Origin of the sequence: Lactonifactor sp. BIOML-A5, from assembly GCF_009677585.1 — a bacterium.
In the GTDB taxonomy this organism is placed as follows: domain Bacteria; phylum Bacillota; class Clostridia; order Lachnospirales; family Lachnospiraceae; genus Lactonifactor.
On sequence record NZ_WKYV01000017.1, the window covers coordinates 1 to 19,027 of the forward strand.

16 protein-coding genes are annotated in these 19,027 nt (G+C 46.0%); 13 read left to right on the plus strand and 3 right to left on the minus strand.

The annotated features are described in order from the left end of the window. Positions 1–131: 131 nt before the first annotated feature. Entirely contained in the window at positions 132–404 is a 273-nt protein-coding gene (locus GKG41_RS14130; protein WP_154259691.1) for a chorion class high-cysteine HCB protein 13, read from the minus strand. Positions 405–466: 62 nt separating this feature from the next. Beyond that, complete coding sequence (locus tag GKG41_RS14135) at positions 467–2,158, minus strand: S8 family peptidase (RefSeq protein ID WP_154259693.1); 1,692 nt, start codon at positions 2,156–2,158, stop codon at positions 467–469. 120 nt (positions 2,159–2,278) lie between these two features. Here GKG41_RS14135 and GKG41_RS14140 point away from each other — a divergent pair, with 120 nt between their 5' ends. The 4 genes from GKG41_RS14140 to GKG41_RS14155 all read left to right on the plus strand — a co-directional run bounded on the left by GKG41_RS14140 (position 2,279) and on the right by GKG41_RS14155 (position 6,554). Continuing rightward, positions 2,279–3,121 (plus strand): S8 family peptidase, encoded by an 843-nt coding sequence (locus GKG41_RS14140; RefSeq protein WP_072852709.1) that lies wholly within the window; start codon positions 2,279–2,281, stop codon positions 3,119–3,121. 110 nt (positions 3,122–3,231) lie between these two features. Further along, the gene (locus GKG41_RS14145) at positions 3,232–4,629 is read left to right on the plus strand and encodes a 2-isopropylmalate synthase (protein ID WP_154259695.1); all 1,398 of its coding nucleotides are present in this window, start codon (positions 3,232–3,234) and stop codon (positions 4,627–4,629) included. A gap of 15 nt (positions 4,630–4,644) precedes the next feature. Continuing rightward, entirely contained in the window at positions 4,645–5,361 is a 717-nt protein-coding gene (locus GKG41_RS14150; protein WP_226904428.1) for a GntR family transcriptional regulator, read from the plus strand. After that, positions 5,358–6,554 (plus strand): NADP-dependent isocitrate dehydrogenase, encoded by a 1,197-nt coding sequence (locus GKG41_RS14155; RefSeq protein ID WP_154259696.1) that lies wholly within the window; start codon positions 5,358–5,360, stop codon positions 6,552–6,554. Before GKG41_RS14150 ends, GKG41_RS14155 begins: the two co-directional genes overlap by 4 nt. Before the next feature lie 68 nt (positions 6,555–6,622). Here GKG41_RS14155 and GKG41_RS14160 read toward each other — a convergent pair whose 3' ends face one another. Next, positions 6,623–8,533 carry an ABC-F family ATP-binding cassette domain-containing protein gene (locus tag GKG41_RS14160; protein ID WP_154259698.1) on the minus strand — a complete coding sequence of 637 codons (1,911 nt, stop codon included), beginning with the start codon at positions 8,531–8,533 and terminating at the stop codon, positions 6,623–6,625. Positions 8,534–8,667: 134 nt separating this feature from the next. Here GKG41_RS14160 and GKG41_RS14165 point away from each other — a divergent pair, with 134 nt between their 5' ends. The 9 genes from GKG41_RS14165 to GKG41_RS14205 all read left to right on the plus strand — a co-directional run bounded on the left by GKG41_RS14165 (position 8,668) and on the right by GKG41_RS14205 (position 19,025). Then, positions 8,668–9,312: a redox-sensing transcriptional repressor Rex gene (locus GKG41_RS14165; RefSeq protein ID WP_072852719.1), complete on the plus strand. Its 645-nt coding sequence runs from the start codon at positions 8,668–8,670 to the stop codon at positions 9,310–9,312. 61 nt (positions 9,313–9,373) lie between these two features. Beyond that, positions 9,374–10,867 carry an NAD(P)H-hydrate dehydratase gene (locus GKG41_RS14170; RefSeq protein ID WP_154259701.1) on the plus strand — a complete coding sequence of 498 codons (1,494 nt, stop codon included), beginning with the start codon at positions 9,374–9,376 and terminating at the stop codon, positions 10,865–10,867. A 4-nt stretch (positions 10,868–10,871) separates the two neighbouring features. Next, entirely contained in the window at positions 10,872–12,044 is a 1,173-nt protein-coding gene (alr, locus tag GKG41_RS14175) for an alanine racemase (RefSeq protein WP_154259703.1), read from the plus strand. Positions 12,045–12,163: 119 nt separating this feature from the next. Further along, on the plus strand, positions 12,164–12,538 hold the full coding sequence (locus tag GKG41_RS14180; RefSeq protein WP_072852726.1) for a type II toxin-antitoxin system PemK/MazF family toxin: 375 nt from the start codon (positions 12,164–12,166) through the stop codon (positions 12,536–12,538). A gap of 54 nt (positions 12,539–12,592) precedes the next feature. Further along, positions 12,593–13,978, plus strand: a complete 1,386-nt coding sequence (locus tag GKG41_RS14185) for a hemolysin family protein (protein WP_154259707.1) — start codon at positions 12,593–12,595, stop codon at positions 13,976–13,978. Next, the gene (locus GKG41_RS14190) at positions 13,948–14,676 is read left to right on the plus strand and encodes a YebC/PmpR family DNA-binding transcriptional regulator (protein WP_154259709.1); all 729 of its coding nucleotides are present in this window, start codon (positions 13,948–13,950) and stop codon (positions 14,674–14,676) included. Before GKG41_RS14185 ends, GKG41_RS14190 begins: the two co-directional genes overlap by 31 nt. Before the next feature lie 121 nt (positions 14,677–14,797). Beyond that, positions 14,798–15,508 carry an ATP-dependent Clp protease proteolytic subunit gene (locus GKG41_RS14195; protein WP_154259711.1) on the plus strand — a complete coding sequence of 237 codons (711 nt, stop codon included), beginning with the start codon at positions 14,798–14,800 and terminating at the stop codon, positions 15,506–15,508. Between the two features lie 153 nt (positions 15,509–15,661). Further along, complete coding sequence (locus GKG41_RS14200; protein ID WP_154259713.1) at positions 15,662–16,537, plus strand: undecaprenyl-diphosphate phosphatase; 876 nt, start codon at positions 15,662–15,664, stop codon at positions 16,535–16,537. A 31-nt stretch (positions 16,538–16,568) separates the two neighbouring features. Continuing rightward, a complete protein-coding gene (locus GKG41_RS14205; protein ID WP_154259715.1) occupies positions 16,569–19,025 on the plus strand; it encodes a DNA translocase FtsK in 2,457 nt (818 codons plus the stop codon). Positions 19,026–19,027: the final 2 nt, after the last annotated feature.

Below are 19,027 nucleotides of genomic sequence, written 5' to 3' on the forward strand. Positions count from 1 at the left end.
CCATTACACAAACTTTATTTGGAACGCAATTTGGTTAATAAAAGAAAACTGGCTCTGGGATACAAAGCCCAAAACCAGTTTGTCTACAGTCTGAGCCGGGGAAAACTCCCCGGCTTTTTTATTGGCTGGTACTAGCAGAAAGAACCGTTTCCGCAGAACAGAAGCAGTAAGATAATCCAGCAGCAGTTGTTGTCGTTTCCGCATCCACAGGAATCACCGCCGAAGCCGCCGTTGCCGCAGCAGCAAAGCAGGATCAGGATCCAGATAAGAGAACCACAGGAATTTCCGCCGAAGCCACATCCGCAGTCCGGACGTACACCACATCCGCGGTCACCGCATCCGCAACCTCCCTGACAAGTATCTTCGCATCCGCATCCACAGTTTGTAGCAGCTAAATCGCTCATGTTTGTTCCTCCATTATTTTTGTTTGATTACACTTCATCTTATGTGTCAGGGCCTGTATGTGTTACTGAATAGATGAAAAAGATGAAAAGATCTGATAGACATCCAGGGTTCCGTATCCCCACTCCCGATTTGGGTAAAGCCTTGAGGGGCTGCGGTTTGCTCCCCGGATCAGCAGCGTTTTTATCTCATCGCTGTTGAATACCCGTTCCTGACTGGGGTTGGTGATTCCCCATTCAGCGATCAGAGCCACTGCCCCCGAGGTAATGGCAGATGCAACCGAGGACCCGGTCATGGTGGTGAAACCGCCTCCTGCACGGGGACCGAATACATTGACACCCGGGGCCGCAATATCCGGCTTGATATCTCCCAGGCGGGTGTATCCTCTGCTGGAATTCAAAAACAGGCTTCCGTCATAGGCATTATAGGTGCTGGGAGTAATTACCTGGTCCGATGCCGAGGGGGTGGTCAAAGTGGTATCCGGGTTTGGCTGAAGAAAGATTACATCAGGATCGGAAAAACCTGACACAGGCAGCCAGATGTGAAAGTTGCCGGTTCCCTCAGAACTGCAGTAAACTCTTAACCGCCATACTCCCGGTGTGGGGTCTGTAAAACGCATAAATATCATCTGTCCCCCGGATATTGTCTGTATTCCTTCATAATTTACAAAGATCTTAGTCCTCTCCAGAACAAAATCAATGGTATCTGTCAGCCGGATCCGGGCCGGAATTCTGGGAACCACCTCCCCAAGAGGAGTTTCGAACCCCACGGAGTATGTTTCCAGGGGGGAACCCCACAGTTCCATAGTAAAACCAGAGGTATTTTCTTTTACCAGGATTTCTGCCTCGTGATAACAATTTGTATTTGTGGACTGATAATAATGATGTGCCTTTCCCGCCTCATTGCCTGCAGCTACAACGGCATGGGTGCCCCGTTCTTCTGAAATAGAACTCAGCACGGAGTTCAGGGGTGTTTCCCCTGAATGAGATCCCTGATTCGTACCAAGACCGATGCAGATTACAAGAGCCCTGTTCAGGCGGCCTGCCAGTGACAGGAGATAGCGTATGCCCAGAATAATGTCCGTGTCCTGATAAAAGGGTCCGGGACCGGTGGCAAAATAGAATTCCTTCAGATAATCCTTCGCCTCTTTTAACTTCACCATGGCAATAGCCGCTTCCGGAGCTGCACCGACAAAGTCCTCTTCCGGTATTGCAGAGCCTGCAGCCACACCGGCCAGAAAGGTGCCGTGACCGTTGGTGTCTTCCGTAGGAACCAGCGCAGAGGGAGAATCGGATCTCAAAGTTTCATTAATCTGCTCATTGGTATATTCGGTGCCATAGTACTGGCCCTCAGGGGGTGTCCCCGTCTGGATTGTCTGATCCCAGATACCGTAGATCCGGCTGCTCCCGTCACTTCTGCGAAATACCGGATGGGTATAATCGATCCCTGTATCCAGAAATCCTATGAGCATATTGCTTCCTTTCAAATTCAGAGTCGGCTGGTTTTGTACTCTTGTGATTCCGGAGGCGTCAAGACTCACCGTATCCATGAGGGTCAGAAGCTTTGGAGTGAAGTTATAGGTAAAGCTGCTCAGATACTCCAGAAATCTTCCGTTTAAGGGGGGGTGTATCAGTCCGTAATACCTGTTCAGTACCTGGGGACCGTAGTCCCTGTAATTTTCCAGAAATCCCTGACGGTTGGGGATGATGAAATCTCCGTAATTCTGATCCAGTATCATATCTCGTATGTCTGCCAATAAAATCTCCTTAAATGTTTCCTTGCTTTCATTTTATGTCGCAAAGAATTAAAGTAGGCTAATGGCTTTTTTTCTGACAGCGAATATCTTAAAGTAAGCATAAACAATGAGGCAATACAATTGGACACTAATTATAAGCTGACTGGACGCCATATCGGGGTAGCCATACTGGATACCGGTATCTTTCCCCATGTGGATTTTGAAGATAGAATTGTTGTTTTTAAAGATTTTATTCATCATCGCCGCACCCCCTACGATGATAATGGACACGGAACTCATGTGGCAGGCATCATCGGGGGAGCCGGCATAGCTTCTAAGGGGCGTTACTGCGGAGTGGCGCCCGCCTGTGATCTTATCGCACTTAAGGTGCTGGATCAGGATGGAAACGGCAGCAAGGCTCATGTACTAAAAGCCCTGGAATGGATAAGGGAGAACAGAGAAAATTACAATATCCGTATTATTAACATCTCTGTGGGCACCACACAAAAAGTAAACGATGAACATAAAGACCTGATTGAAGGGGTGGAGGCTGCCTGGGATGATGGCTTTATCGTGGTAACTGCGGCAGGCAACATGGGGCCTCATCCGGGAACCATTACTGCCCCGGGCAGCAGCAAAAAGGTGATAACCGTGGGATCCAGTGATATGCTGACACGCCATCAGGGGATTTCCGGAAGGGGCCCCACTAGTCAGTGCATCTGCAAACCGGATATCGTAGCTCCGGGCAACAGCATTATTTCCTGTTCCTCCAAGCCAGACAGAAGGTCTTACACAGTTAAGAGCGGAACTTCCATGTCCACTCCAATGATATCCGGGGCAATTGCTCTGCTTCTGGAAAAATATCCGGCAATGAGTAATCTGGAAATAAAATACAGGCTGAAAGAGACCGCAAGAGATCTCGGGTACACCCACAACATTCAAGGATGGGGCAGCTTTTCAATTCATGACTTTTTAGCTTCCTAAAATTTCCTGCAATGCATTGACAAATATTGTATCATCGTATACAATCATCTTAATTGTTTGATTGTATACGATGATACAAAAATAAAGAAATGAGAAAAGGAGTAAAGAACATGCAAAACAGACCTGTAAAGATGGATCCACATACGAATTTATTAACTCTTGAGGAGCATATGTATCCTCTGGTAGATGTGGAGACCCCTAATGTTTTCCGTAACCTGTTTCCCTACACCGAGGTGCCTAAGATTGCATTTAATGACCGTATTGTTCCTCATCATATGCCGGACGATATCTGGATTACGGATACTACTTTTCGGGACGGACAGCAGTCACGTGCTCCTTATTCCACGGAGCAGATTGTGACTATGTATGACTACTTTCACAGACTGGGGGGACCCAAAGGGAAAATCCGCCAGTGTGAATTTTTCCTGTACAGCAAGAAGGACAGGGATGCTGTTTATAAATGTCTGGAAAGAGGATATCAGTTTCCGGAAGTAACCAGCTGGATCCGGGCAAATAAAAAAGATTTTGAACTGGTGAAAGAAATTGGATTAAAAGAGACAGGGATTCTGGTAAGCTGTTCGGATTATCATATCTTTTATAAGATGAAGATGACCAGAAAACAGGCAATGGAACACTACTTAAGCATCATCAAAGAATGCCTTGAGATTGGAGTTAGTCCAAGATGTCATCTGGAGGATATTACAAGGGCTGATATCTATGGTTATGTCATACCCTTCTGTCTGGAACTGATGAGACTGATGAAAGAATATCAGATCCCCATTAAAGTTCGCTGTTGCGATACTATGGGATATGGTGTAAACTATGCAGGGGCAGTAATTCCCCGTTCTGTGCAGGGTATCATATACGGCATTATGACGCACGCCGGAGTTCCCTCAGAATTAATTGAATGGCACGGACACAATGATTTTTATAAGGCAGTGAGCAATTCTACTACAGCATGGCTCTACGGTGCAAGCGGAGTGAACTGTTCCCTGTTCGGCATCGGAGAGAGGACAGGAAATACGCCATTGGAAGCTATGGTTTTTGAATATGCCCAGCTGAAGGGAACCCTGGACGGGATGGATACTACAGTGATCACGGAACTGGCAGATTACTACGAAAAGGAAATTGGCTATCGTCTGCCCTCCAGAACTCCCTTTGTGGGACGTGCATTTAATATTACAAGGGCAGGGATCCATGCGGATGGTCTTCTGAAAAATGAAGAGATCTATAATATTTTTGACACGGAAAAGTTTCTGAACCGTCCGGTAGAGGTGGCAGTCTCCAACACTTCAGGTTTGGCAGGCATTGCCCACTGGATTAATACACATTACCGTCTGAAGGGGGATGCACAGGTAAGCAAAAACTGCGAACTGGTAGCAATGGTAAAAGCCTGGGTAGATAAAGAATATGAGGACGGACGTGTTACGGTACTGACCGATGATGAGCTTACATCTGTGATTGCAGAGACTTGTGAGCGGCTTGGAATTACGCTGGGAACGAATTAACAAGGAGGTCTAATTGTGGCAGACTATGACGGCCCGGGAGGCGAATTAAAAAAATCGTCACTTCGAGGCAAAGTTTTTCAAAAAATCAGAGATGATATTTTAAGCGGCAGATATCAGCAGGGAGATGAACTGATAGAAGCCGCTATCGGAGGGGAGCTGGGTGTGAGCCGCACACCGGTGCGGGAGGCACTGCGCCAGCTGGAACTGGAGGGACTGGTGCATATTGTTCCCAACAAAGGGGCTTTTGTGACTGGCATTACTGTGAAAGATATTCAGGATATTTATCGAATCCGTGCCAAGCTGGAAGGGCTCTGTGCCCGGTGGGCGGCCCAAAGCATTACAAAGGAGCAGTTGGATCTTATGGAAGAGACTGCTTTTCTGTCCGAGTATCATGCCCAGAAGGAACACTATGATCAGGTATTTGAACTTGACGGAAGATTCCATGAGCTGCTTTATGAGGCTTCCAACAGCAAGATCCTGGCACACACCCTTTCAGACTATCACCAGTACGTTCAGAAGGTAAGAAAAGCTTCCATATCCAATAGAATCCGCTGTAAAAAGACAAACGAAGAGCATCACAAGATCCTGGATGCCCTGCGTGCCAGGGACGCCGGGAAGGCGGAAGAGGTAGCTACCCAGCACATTATTAACACAATAGAGAATCTGGGACATTATAACCTGGAAGACATATTAAAAGCAGATGATGACTTAATAACAGGAGGTAAAAAATGAGCAAAATTCAGATGACGACACCTTTAGTGGAGATGGACGGAGACGAGATGACCCGCATTCTCTGGCAGATGATCAAGGACGAATTACTGTCCCCCTTTATTGACTTAAACACAGAATACTATGATCTAGGATTAGAATACAGAAATGAGACCAATGATCAGGTAACAATTGATGCCGCAGAAGCAACCATGAAGTATAAAGTAGCGGTCAAATGTGCCACAATCACTCCGAATGCTGCACGTATGGATGAATACCATCTCAAGGAGATGTATAAAAGTCCTAACGGCACGATCCGCGCCATGCTGGACGGAACTGTATTCCGTGCCCCTATTGTAGTAAAGGGGATTGAACCCTGTGTCAGAAACTGGAAAAAGCCCATTACCCTGGCCCGACACGCATATGGGGATGTATATAAAAATACGGAAATGGTGATTCCTGGTCCCGGTAAGGTAGAACTGGTATACACAGCTGAGGACGGTACGGAGAAGAGAGAATTGGTGCATAACTTTGCAGGCCCTGGAATTGCACAGGGTATGCATAATCTGGATGAGTCCATCAGCAGTTTTGCAAAGAGTTGTTTTAACTATGCCCTTGACACAAAACAGGATTTATGGTTTGCCACTAAGGACACCATTTCCAAAAAATACGATCATACCTTTAAGGATATATTCCAGGAAGTATATGAAAAAGAATACAAAGAAAGATTTGAGGCGGCAGGCATTACATACTTCTATACACTTATTGACGATGCGGTTGCCCGTGTTATGAAAGCAGAGGGCGGTTTTATCTGGGCCTGCAAGAATTATGACGGTGATGTAATGAGTGATATGGTTTCTTCAGCTTTTGGCTCTTTGGCCATGATGACTTCAGTCCTGGTATCTCCTCACGGATACTTTGAATACGAGGCTGCCCACGGAACGGTACAGCGTCATTATTATAAACATCTGAAGGGGGAGGAAACTTCCACCAACTCTGTGGCAACAATCTTTGCCTGGACAGGAGCTCTGAGAAAAAGAGGAGAACTGGACGGCAATCAGGAACTGATGGCTTTCGCCGATAAACTGGAGACAGCTACTATAGCAACCATCGAGAGAGGAAAGATGACAAAGGATCTTGCTCTGATTACTACCATAGAAAATCCAACGGTACTAAACAGCCGTGAATTCATCCTGGCAGTGAAAGAAAATCTGTAAATAAAATATATAAAAGGCGAGAGGGCAGTCTATCAATGACAGAATGCCCTCTTGCCTTTCTTTTACTGTTAGGCCAGCTCCTCCCATTTTTCATAGAGAGATTCCAGCTGCAGGGAAATTTCAGCCTTTTCATTGCTGAGTTTCACACATTGGGCCACGTCAGTGGCAACCTCTTCTTTCTCCATCTCGCAGTCAATTTCTTTCTCTCTGTCTTCCAGCTTTTCGATTTCCGCTTCCACCTTTTTTAGATCATTCTCCCGTTTTCTTCTCCTGGCCTGCTCCTCTTTCTGCTGCTGCCAATCTGTCTTGGTAGGTGAAGCTGCGGATCGTTGTGCAGTCTTCGGCTCCTCTCCGGGCGCATAGATCTGGGTGAGCTCGTCCCGTTTTTCCAGATAATAATCGTAATTTCCAATATAATTCACCAGACTGTGGTTCGTCAGCTCCAGGATCCTTGTGGCAGTTTGGTTAATAAAATAACGGTCATGAGAGACATAGAGTACAGTGCCTGTATATCCGCACAATGCCTGCTCCAGGATCTCTTTGGACATAATATCCAGATGGTTGGTGGGCTCATCCAGGATAATAAAATTGGCTTCTGAGAGCATAAGCTTAGCCAGGGAGACCCTTCCCCGCTCCCCGCCGCTTAGGGACTGGATCTGTTTGAATACATCATCCCCTGTAAATAAAAAGGCGGCAAGCACATTGCGGATCTGTGTGTTAGTCAGCCGGGGATAGTCATCGGATATTTCCTGAAAAATGGTTTTTTCCATGTGTAGTACGTGGTGTTCCTGATCATAATACCCCACGTGTACCTTGCTGCCCAGATGGAAGACTCCGGTATCCGGAGGAATCAGTCCGTTTAAGATTTTTAAAATGGTAGTTTTGCCGGTACCGTTGTTTCCTATAACAGCCACCCGTTCTCCCCGCTTTATTGAAAAATTCAAATCTTCAAACAGATGCAGAGAGTCAAAGGATTTACCGAGATGTTCTACCTCCAGTACATCATTTCCACTGACGATCTGGGGTTCCAGCTGTATCCGCATCTGGTCTGCGGCTTCCTGGGGCTTCTCCAGAACTTCGATTTTTTCCAGCATCTTTTCACGGCTCTCCGCACGCCGGATTGATTTTTCCCGGTTAAACTGTTTTAGCTTGGTGATGACTTCTTCCTGGTGCTTTATCTCTTTTTGCTGATTGAGATATGCCTGGTACTCGGCATTGCGTATCATGGCTTTCTTTTCTCCGTAGGCAGAATAGTTTCCCAGGAAGGTGGTCACCTTCCCAAAGTCAATCTCCACTACTTTTGTAACTACCCGATCCAGGAAGTACCGGTCGTGGGAGACAATCAGAACTGCGCCGGGATAATTCAGCAGATAGGACTCCAGCCAGGTGATAGACTCCATATCCAGGTGGTTGGTGGGCTCATCCAGAAGAATAATATCAGGCTCGGACAGCAGCAGCTTTCCCAGAGCAACCCTGGTTTTCTGGCCTCCGGACAGGGTAGAGACCGGCTTTTCAAAGTCTTCCTCCGAAAATCCCAGTCCTTTCAGTACCCCGGTAATCTGGCTTTTATAGGCATATCCGTTCACCAGCTCGAATTCATGGGAGAGACGGGAGTACGCCTCCATGAGACGATCCAGTTCACTGCCGGCGGTATGCTTCATTTCAGCTTCAATGGAACGCAGCTTTTTTTCCATGTCCAGAATATGCTGTTTTACCTCCAGGAGCACATTATAGATACTGTGGTCCCCGTCCAGTTCCTGATGCTGGGCAAGATAACCTATGGATTTGCCTTTCGCCAGGATTACTTCCCCTGAGTCCGAAGGCATCTCCCCCATAATTATTTTCAGCAGTGTAGTTTTTCCGGCGCCGTTAATGCCGATCAAAGCAGCCTTTTCTCTTTCCTCTATGTGAAAAGAAGCATTTTTTATCAAATGCATACTTCCAAATGTCTTATTTATTTCCTGACAAGCTAGTATCATAACACTTCCTCCGTTTCCTATACCTATTATAACGAAAAAACAAAATTTGACAACCGAAAAAATCCAATAATCATTTGACATTATTTTAACGGTTATATATAATAAAACCAAGAATAGAATAGGAGGGTAAGTTTTTGGACGCTAAGGGGATTTCTAGGGCAGTGATAAGCAGACTACCTCGCTATTACCGATATTTGGGTGAACTAATGGAAGACGGAGTAGAGCGAATCTCTTCCAATGAACTAAGCGAGAAGATGCGGGTGACAGCATCTCAGATCAGACAAGATCTTAATAATTTCGGCGGTTTCGGTCAGCAGGGGTATGGATACAATGTACAGTACCTGTACACGGAGATCGGTAAAATTTTAGGATTAGACCATGTGCATCATATGATTATATTGGGAGCCGGCAATCTGGGACAGGCGCTGGCTAATTATGTTCAGTTTGAAAAAAGAGGTTTTAAGGTAGTTGGACTGTTTGACGTCAATCCCGTACTGGCAGGGGTATCTGTCCGTGGAATTGAGATTAAGATGATAAGTGATCTGGAGGAGTTTTTAAAGAACAATAGTGTACAGATAGCCGCCCTGACACTGCCGAAAAACAAAGCCGCAGAGATGGCTGACTTATTGGTGGCTAATAATATAAAGGCGATATGGAATTTTGCCCACCTGGATCTCACTTTACCGGAAAATGTGATTGTAGAAAATGTGCACTTGTCGGAAAGCCTGATGCGGCTGTCCTATAATTTGAACAGATATGTGAATGAACATCAACAATAAATTGAGAAATTAGCAGCGGAGCTTCCGCTGCTAATTTTTCGAACAAGGAGGAGGGGGATCTATGCATTACGCAGTAACCAGCGAACAGATGAAAGCCCTGGATACCCACACGATAAAGGATATGGGGATTCCGTCCCTTGTATTGATGGAGCGGGCGGCCCTGTGTACAGTGGAAGAAATCAGGGAACCGCTTTTTTCTAAAGATCGGATTTTGCTTGTATGCGGGTCCGGCAATAATGGGGCAGACGGGGTGGCAATGGCCAGAATTCTTCACAACAGAGGAGTTACAGCTGAAATATTTTTAGTGGGTAATAAAGACCGCTGGACAGAGGAAATGCGCATACAAATAGACATAGCAAAAAATTACAGGGTACCATTTGTTAATAACCCGGCGTGGGATGAATATACTACTATAGTAGATGCAATTTTTGGGGTTGGTCTTTCCAGAAAGGTAAGCGGGAGTTATAATGATGTTATTACATCCATTAACGCTGCATCTGCAAGGGTGATTTCCGTTGATATACCCTCAGGAATCCACGGAAACACAGGGGAAATTATGGGAACAGCGGTGAGGGCGGATAAAACAGTAACCTTTGCCTTCCCAAAAGCAGGTCTGTATTTCTACCCCGGAGCTGAGTATGCAGGAGAGCTGGCAGTCGCCGATATCGGAATACAGCTGATGGAGACTGGGGATACAAGAAAGTATTATTCCTGTATGGATGAGAGCGAGCTTGGCCTTCTTCCGAAACGGCAGCCCTCCGGGAATAAGGGGAACTTTGGCAAAGTGCTGATGATCGCAGGGACCAAAGGAATGAGCGGTGCTGCTTTTCTGGCTTCCAATGCCTGTCTGGCAACAGGGGCAGGTATGGTCAGAATACATACACGGGAAGAAAACAGAATTATACTGCAGACGCAGCTCCCTGAGGCAATGCTCTCTGTATATGGCGAGGCGGACTGGAATCCCCAGGCTGTCAGTGAGGCAGTTCAGTGGGCGGATGTAATAGCCATTGGACCGGGCATAGGCAAAGATCCTATGCTTTTGGATATGATTGCCTGGATTCTGGCAAATTGCAGAAAACCTATGGTACTGGACGCAGACTGTCTGAATCTGCTGAGCACACAGGAAGAACTTCTGGCGAAAAGAAGCGGCCCCTGTGTGATTACGCCTCATATGGGAGAGATGGCCCGGCTGCTCCACACCACGGTATCTGCCCTGAAAAAAGAATTTCCTAAAAATGTACAGGCTTACGGGCGATCCAAAAACCTAATCTGTGTCTGTAAGGATGCCAGAACAGTGACCTGCCTACCGGACGGTGCCTGCTATCTGAACCTGACCGGCAACGAGGGAATGGCCACTGCGGGAGCGGGAGATGTCCTTACCGGCGTGATTGCCGGTCTGCTGGCCCAGGGCCTGCCGGCGGAAAAAGCTGCTCCTCTTGGGGTTTATATCCATGGAAGGGCAGGAGATATTGCAAAAGAAAAGCTTGGATCCTATAGTCTGCTGGCCCGGGATATTATCCGGGGACTGGCTCCTATTTTGAGAGAAAGAGGATAAAAATATGAAAAAATACAGCCGTATCTACGCTTCTGTCGATCTTGATGCAATCATTCACAATATGGAAAATCTGAAACGCAATATACATATGGACACCAAACTTATGGCTGTCCTGAAGGCTGACGCCTACGGGCACGGAGCGGTTCCCATTGCCCGTCATATAAAAGATCTGGACTACCTATGGGGATTTGGAGTGGCCACAGTGGAGGAAGCCGTCAGTCTCCGGAAAAACGGCATTGACAATCCTATACTGCTTCTGGGCTATTCTTTCCGGGAGCATTACGATACAATAGCAGCCTATGATATCCGCCCCACCGTTTTTAAGCTGGATATGGCACGGGAACTGTCGGAAGCGGGGCAGAAGGCAGGAAAAATAATCAAGGTGCACCTTTCCGTAGATACAGGTATGACCAACACAGGTTTTTCAGATACCGCAGAAAGCATTAAATTAATCCAAAGTATTCAGCTTCTGCCCAATATCAAAGTGGAAGGCCTGTATTCCCAATTTACCAGAGCAGACGAAACAAGCAAGCGTCCTGCTTATGTACAGCTGGATCGCTATCTTAACTTCCTGGAACTGGCGGAAAAGTCGGGCATTCATATTCCGCTTAAGCATTGTTCCAACAGCGCATCTTTGATCCGTGTACCGGAGGCTAATCTGGATCTTGCCCGAACCGGCATTGCCCTTTACGGCCTCTATCCTTCCAGCAAGGTAGAAAGAGATATCGTTTCTCTGAAGCCTGTAATGTCTTTAAAAAGTCATATTGCTTTCATTAAGACTGTGCCGGCCGATGTGGCGGTCAGCCTGGGAGGAACCTTTAAAACAGACTGGGAGACAAAGATAGCCACGATTCCGGTAGGGTATGCAGACGGTTACGCCCGCTTCCTCTCCAACAAGGGTCATGTCTTAATACGGGGCCAGAAGGCACCTATCCTGGGCAGGATCTGTATGGATCAGTTTATGGTGGATGTCACCAGGATCCCCAATGTACAGGAACTAGATCCGGTAACTCTTCTGGGAACAGATGAAGAGATGACGATTACTGCCGATGAACTGGGAGATCTCTGCGGGCGGTTTAATTATGAATTTGTAACAGAAATTAACAAACGGGTTCCCCGGGTATATATAAAGAATGGAGAGATTGCAGAACAGACCGACTATTTTGAAGAAGATTGATTAGCAAAAATTACATACAGTTTGAATACACATGAGGAAGATGGCAATACTATGGCTATAACATAATTGCCGGGCCGCTGTATGCGATGCCCGGCAATAAGAATCGGAGTGTGAATTGTGTGGTTATAAAACGTGGTGATATATTTTACGCTGATTTAAGGCCGGTGGTGGGCAGCGAACAAGGAGGAATCCGCCCGGTCTTAATCATACAGAACGATGTGGGCAATAAGCACAGCCCCACAGTAATCTGCGCCGCCATTACATCCAAGATGAATAAAGCCAAATTACCGACTCATATTGAAATTGATGCAGCATCTTATGCCATTGTAAAGGATTCCGTTATTTTACTGGAACAGCTGCGCACAATCGATAAAAGGAGATTAAAAGATAAGGTCTGCCATCTGGATCAGGATATCCTTATGAAAGTGAATCAGGCACTTTGCATTAGTCTGGATCTTCCTACATACAGGCGTAATCTTGACGAACGTAAATGAAAATGATATATTTTTAATGACAAATGAGAAATTTGGAAAATAAAGGAGCTTTTCATGGACGATGGGAGTAGCAGCCCTTTATGGGCCTGCATAATTTTTGTTTTATTTATCATTATTAACGGTATTTTATATGGATTTGGAGCCGCCATACAGAGGGTGAGTGAAAGCGAACTGGAGAAAAAGGCGGATGACGGGGATACAAAGGCAGGATATCTGCTGAAGATGCTGGAGAATCCCACGGGATTTGTCAACACGCTCCAGATAATTGCAACACTTTTCAGTATTCTGGCAGGATATCTGGGCGTGCGCGGCTTTACCCCATATCTCATCCGTTTTTTCAGAGGGTATGCACTGGACCAATACATATCAGTTTCCGTTTTATCAGTGATTTCTGTAATACTTGTAATTCTGGTTATCCTGATTTTATTGTTGGGTATTGGAATCCTTTCCTTTAAAAAAATCTTCAGTTATCATCCTGAGAAGTATGCTTACCGCTATGTCGGTTTTGTACGGCTGGCCATGAGGCTTTGCCGTCCGTTTACCTTTGTCATAACAAAATTATCCAATCTGGTGGTCCGGATCTTCGGCATTGATCCCAATAAAGTCTCTGACGACCTTACGGAAGAAGAGATTATTTCCATTGTGGGCGAGGCACACGAGCAGGGGGTCATAGAAGAAGGCGAAGCAGAGATGATCCAGAATATTATGGAATTCAGCGATACCGAGGCAAAGGATATTATGACTCACCGGAAGAATATTAACAGCCTGGATGAGGAATTGACATTGGATGAAGCCATCGGCGTTATGCTGGAAAAAAGCAATTCCAGATATCCGGTGTATTCCGGAGATATTGATAATATTCAGGGGATTCTTCATCTGAAGGATGCCATGAAGCAGCTGACCTATCACCATAATGGGAATAAGCAGCTGAAAGAGATTTCCCATCTCATTCGTCCCGCTGTATTTATTCCCGAAACAAGAAATATTAATCTGCTCTTTAAGCATATGCAGGCTAAAAAGGTGCATATGGTAATCGTTGTGGATGAATATGGACAAACCTCCGGCTTGGTAGCCATGGAGGATATTCTGGAAGAAATTGTGGGAAATATACTCGATGAATACGATGAAGATGATAATTTCATACAGACGCAGCATGATAATACTCTGATCATGGACGGCCTTACACCTTTGGAACAGGTCGGGGAAGTGCTGGGAATAGATTTTGAGGAAGAAGAGTATGAAACACTAAATGGCTATTTAACTTCTATTCTGGGACATATTCCCAATATAGAAGAGGACAGAGAGGTACAGGGAAAAGGGTATTCCTTCGAAATCCTGTCCGTATTAAATAATACGGTTCAAAAAGTCCGTGTAAAAAAATTACAAGAAGAAAAAGAAGGAGAAGAAGCATGTCAGGACATTCAAAATTTGCAAACATAAAGCATAAGAAAGAAAAGAACGATGCCAAGAAAGGAAAAATCTTTACGGTTATCGGGAGAGAAATCGTGGTAGCGGTAAAAGAGGGAGGGCCGGATCCGGCCAATAACAGTAAGCTCAGAGATGTTATCGCGAAAGCCAAAGCCAATAACATGCCCAACGATACCATTGACAGGGGTATCAAAAAAGCAGCCGGAGATTCCAATGCCGATAATTACGAGTATATTACATACGAGGGATACGGTCCGAATGGAATTGCTATTATCGTAGATACTCTGACAGACAATAAAAACCGCACAGCGGGAAATGTGAGGAGTGCGTTTACCAAGGGAAACGGAAGCATCGGCACTCCCGGCTGTGTGTCTTTTATGTTTGATAAAAAGGGACAGATCATCATCGACAAAGAGGAATGTGAGATGGACGCGGATGATCTGATGATGGCAGCCCTTGACGCCGGCGCGGAAGACTTCCAGGAGGAAGATGACAGCTATGAGATCCTCACAGATCCGGATTCATTTACGGCGGTCAGAGAAGCTCTTGAGGCTATGAACATTCCCATGATTGAAGCAGAGGTCACGATGATTCCACAGACCTATGTAGAACTTACAGATGAGGAAGCTGTTAAAAATCTGCAGAAGACGCTGGACCTTCTGGAGGACGATGATGATGTACAGTATGTATATCACAATTGGGATGAGTAAAGAACTGCTGTAATATAATTAAGAGAAAAAGCGGGGAAAGTTTTCCGGTACATTTTCGGAACGCTTTCCCGTATTTTTTGTCCTCCTTTCACACATACTATCTGCAAAAAAGGAGGCAGCTATGAATAATAATACAGATGCAAATAAACAGAAAGAATTAGACAAAACCGCGGCACAGAATGAGCAGATTCAGGAATTCGGCCAGGTAATTCTCAACGAGAATAACGAAGATCACAGAATCCATCTTCTTTCAATTATCGGGGAGATTGAGGGACATGAATCCCTGTCCAATAACAGCAAAACCACGAAGTATGAACATGTACTTCCCAGGCTTGCTATGGTCGAGGACAATCAGGATATTGACGGTCTTCTTATCCTTTTGAATACAGTAGGGGGGGATGTGGAGGCGGGTCTTGCCATCGCGGAAATGATTGCATCCCTAAGCAAACCCACCGTATCTCTTGTTCTGGGCGGGGGACATTCTATAGGGGTGCCTATGGCCGTATCCGCAGACTATTCCTTTATCGTGCCAAGTGCTACTATGGTCATACATCCGGTTCGGACTAACGGTATGTTTATCGGCGTGATGCAATCTTATAAGAACATGGAAAAGATACAGGACAGAATCACCGGATTTATCTCTGCCCACTCAAACATGAAGCAGGAGAGAATAGAAACCCTGATGCTGGACACTACCCAGTTGGTGAAAGATGTGGGAACAATGCTGGAGGGGACAGAAGCAGTCAGGGAAGGTCTCATTGATGAAGTGGGCGGCATCAGCCAGGCACTGAAAAAGCTCTATCAGCTGATTGAGGAATCCAAACAGCAGTAACTTTTCCTCAGGCCGGGAGCGGGGTGGAATTATCTGGAAACTCCCCCGGTCTGAGACTGTTTACACGAATTACTAATTGTGCAAAACCGGAAATTATGCTATAATATCGGATTGAGCACAGTTGCTTAAATACAAAAGAAAAGGAATTGTACAATGACGATACTAGAAGCCCTGCTCATGGGAGTAATACAGGGTGTCGCGGAATTTTTGCCCATCAGCAGTTCCGGACATCTGGCTATATTTGAAAATATATTAAAGATCAATACCGAAACTGGAATCTTATATGACGTAATGCTCCATGTAGGAACGCTGATCGCAATCTTGGTTGCGTTTCGCAAAGACATTGCCCGTCTGATTCTGGAATTCTGCAGAATTGTCTATGACATTATTCAGAATGCCAAGACAATGGTACATAACAAAAAAGAAGGAGACGCCAGACGGTATAAAAAAATCATCTCCAACAATTACCGGAAAATGATTCTTTTGATTCTCGTTTCCACTATCCCCACGGGTGTCATAGGCCTGCTTATGAAAGAAGTTGTAACAGCGGCTGCCGCAACGCTTCTGGCTCCGGGAATCGGCCTTATGGTGACAGGCGTTCTTTTGCTTGTAGTAGATTATTTTAAAGCCGGACAGAAAATTCCCAAGGATGTGAGCTACTGGCACGCACTGGCGATAGGCGCTTGTCAGGGTCTGGCAACATTCCCCGGGGTATCCCGTTCAGGTACCACGATTGTAGCCTGCCTTCTCTGTGGGTTTAACCGCAAGTTTGCCGTAAAATATTCTTTTTTGATGTCTATTCCGGCTGTTCTCGGAGCGGCAATTCTGGAATTTAAAGATATCCCGGGCCTGGATATTGGCTGGGAGATGATGCTGACTTATATCGGAGGTACAGTAATTGCGGGTATCGTAGGGTATATCTGTATCAAAACCATGCTTGTTATGGTGCAGAAGAAAAAGTTCCGGTATTTTTCTATCTATTGCTTTTTCATGGGTATTGTGGCGATCGTATGTCATTTTGCTTTGTAATTGCGTAAAACAATAAGGGAGGGGAGCCCGAATGGCCACAGCGAAAAAGAGAACAACAAAAAAGAAGACTGCCGGCAGGAAAACTGCTTCTGAGAACTTGCTTTATGGAGAAATATTCCTGCTGGTAATCCTTGCTCTGTCAATCATCCTGCTCATCAGTAATTTTGGAATTGGAGGCGTGGTTGGCAATGGGATCAGTGCCTTTTTCTTTGGGATCTTTGGTCTCATGTCTTATATATTTCCAATTTATTTGTTTCTGGCAATTGCTTTTTTCATATCCAACAGACAGAACAAGCTGGCGCGCAGGAAGCTGATAGGCAGCATCCTGTTTTTCCTGGCAGCCTGCGGTTTAATGCAGTTGTTCACAGAGGGGTATCTAAAAGGTACAACAATTTTAGAATATTATGAAACCTCGTCAAAATATAAAACCGGGGGAGGAGTGTTAGGGGGACTGCTTTGCAATATAAGCAGTATGGCGTTCGGGATTGCAGGCGCTTATGTAATCCTTATCATAGCCCTCATCATCTCATTGATTCTAATCACACAGCGTTCCTTTTTTTCCTTTTTGAAAAAAGGGGGAAGCCGGGTATACCAGACAGCCCAAAGCGAGCGGAAGACCAGAAAAGCCCAGAGAACGGCTGCGGCATCCAGAGAGGAACAGGGGGATGGCAGGCGTTCCCGCAGGGCGAAAGATACTTTGGTGGATGCTAATCTGGCACCTGCTGGGGCTCCAGAAGAACAGCCGGTTAAAGAAAAGCCGGCCAGACGGAAAAGAAAATCAGCCGGAACCTCAGTTGATATGGCGGAGTCAGTCCATGTTCCGGAACCCTCCGGGGAAGAGTCCCGTGAGGAAACCTTTGAGATCCACCGCTCCGATCCCCCGGCAGAAGCAGCTTCGGAGGAGCCGTCCAAAGAAAATACAGTCTCCAGGAATCCGCGTTCTACCAAGGAGGAAATCGAGAGCGGCATCAGCAATATTAAGGACGAGATTGCAACGCATACTGCAGCTGAGACCCACGCCTATGAGTTTCCCCCGGTTACTCTTCTGAAAAAAGGCAGCCGGGGAGCGGGAGGCGACTCGGATTTACATCTGAGAGAAACGGCCAGAAAGCTTGAGGATACTTTAAAAAGTTTTGGGGTTGAAGTTACGGTTACCAATGTCAGCTGCGGGCCAACCGTTACCAGATATGAACTTCAGCCGGAACAGGGGGTAAAGGTCAGCAAGATTGTGGGACTGACAGACGACATTAAGCTGAACCTCGCAGCCACAGATATTCGAATAGAGGCACCTATTCCCGGAAAAGCTGCCGTGGGAATTGAAATACCCAATGAAAAGAACAGTGTAGTTATGCTCAGGGATCTGATAGACACAGACGCCTTCAGAAAGGCGGAATCAAAACTAACCTTTGCCGCAGGCAAGGATATCGCGGGCCAGCCTGTAATTACAGATATTGCCAAGATGCCGCACCTCCTCATTGCGGGAGCCACAGGATCCGGCAAATCGGTCTGCATTAATACACTGATTATGAGTATTCTTTATAAAGCAGATCCGGAAGAGGTGAAGCTGATTATGATAGACCCCAAAGTGGTGGAATTGAGTGTATACAATGGAATTCCCCATCTGTTTATCCCTGTTGTTACGGATCCGAAGAAGGCAGCGGGTGCTCTGAACTGGGCGGTTGCCGAGATGACGGAACGTTACAACAAATTTGCGGAATATAATGTCAGGGACTTAAAGGGCTACAATAAAAAAGTGGCTGCTATCAAGGACATTGAGGATGAAACTAAGCCGAAGCCTCTCCCTCAGATTATTATTATTGTGGACGAGCTTGCGGATCTGATGATGGTTGCTCCGGGCGAGGTGGAGGATGCTATCTGCCGTCTGGCTCAGCTTGCCAGGGCGGCCGGTATCCATCTGATTATAGCGACTCAGCGCCCTTCTGTGAATGTAATAACCGGTCTTATTAAGGCAAATATGCCTTCCCGGATTGCCTTTTCAGTCTCCTCCGGCGTGGATTCCAGGACGATATTGGATATGAATGGAGCGGAAAAGCTGTTGGGAAAAGGAGATATGCTTTTTTATCCCCAGGGATATCAAAAGCCGGCCAGAGTACAGGGGGCTTTTGTCTCAGACCCGGAAGTGGGAGAGGTTGTCCGCTTTTTATCGGAGCAGAACCATGGAATTCAATATAATGCGGAAATCGAAGAAAAAATCAACCAGGCACAGACCGCCTCTTCTGCAGGGGCCTCTGAGGGGGGCAGGGATCTGGACGATTATTTTATAGACGCAGGCAAATTTATTATAGAAAAAGATAAGGCTTCTATCGGTATGCTCCAGCGCATGTTTAAAATCGGTTTCAACCGCGCTGCAAGAATTATGGGACAGCTGTGCGACGCCGGAGTAGTTGGCGAAGAGGAAGGCACCAAACCCAGAAAAGTGCTGATGAGCATGGAAGAATTTGAACGATACATTGAAGAGTGCTTGTAAAA

Bases quoted from the DNA above. Each gene is read 5' to 3' on its own strand.
- GKG41_RS14130 (WP_154259691.1), bottom strand. From the start codon at position 404: ATGAGCGATTTAGCTGCTACAAACTGTGGATGCGGATGCGAAGATACT.
- GKG41_RS14145 (WP_154259695.1), top strand. From the start codon at position 3,232: ATGCAAAACAGACCTGTAAAGATGGATCCACATACGAATTTATTAACT.
- GKG41_RS14155 (WP_154259696.1), top strand. From the start codon at position 5,358: ATGAGCAAAATTCAGATGACGACACCTTTAGTGGAGATGGACGGAGAC.
- GKG41_RS14160 (WP_154259698.1), bottom strand. From the start codon at position 8,533: ATGATACTAGCTTGTCAGGAAATAAATAAGACATTTGGAAGTATGCAT.
- GKG41_RS14170 (WP_154259701.1), top strand. From the start codon at position 9,374: ATGCATTACGCAGTAACCAGCGAACAGATGAAAGCCCTGGATACCCAC.
- alr (WP_154259703.1), top strand. From the start codon at position 10,872: ATGAAAAAATACAGCCGTATCTACGCTTCTGTCGATCTTGATGCAATC.
- GKG41_RS14185 (WP_154259707.1), top strand. From the start codon at position 12,593: ATGGACGATGGGAGTAGCAGCCCTTTATGGGCCTGCATAATTTTTGTT.
- GKG41_RS14190 (WP_154259709.1), top strand. From the start codon at position 13,948: ATGTCAGGACATTCAAAATTTGCAAACATAAAGCATAAGAAAGAAAAG.
- GKG41_RS14195 (WP_154259711.1), top strand. From the start codon at position 14,798: ATGAATAATAATACAGATGCAAATAAACAGAAAGAATTAGACAAAACC.
- GKG41_RS14200 (WP_154259713.1), top strand. From the start codon at position 15,662: ATGACGATACTAGAAGCCCTGCTCATGGGAGTAATACAGGGTGTCGCG.
- GKG41_RS14205 (WP_154259715.1), top strand. From the start codon at position 16,569: ATGGCCACAGCGAAAAAGAGAACAACAAAAAAGAAGACTGCCGGCAGG.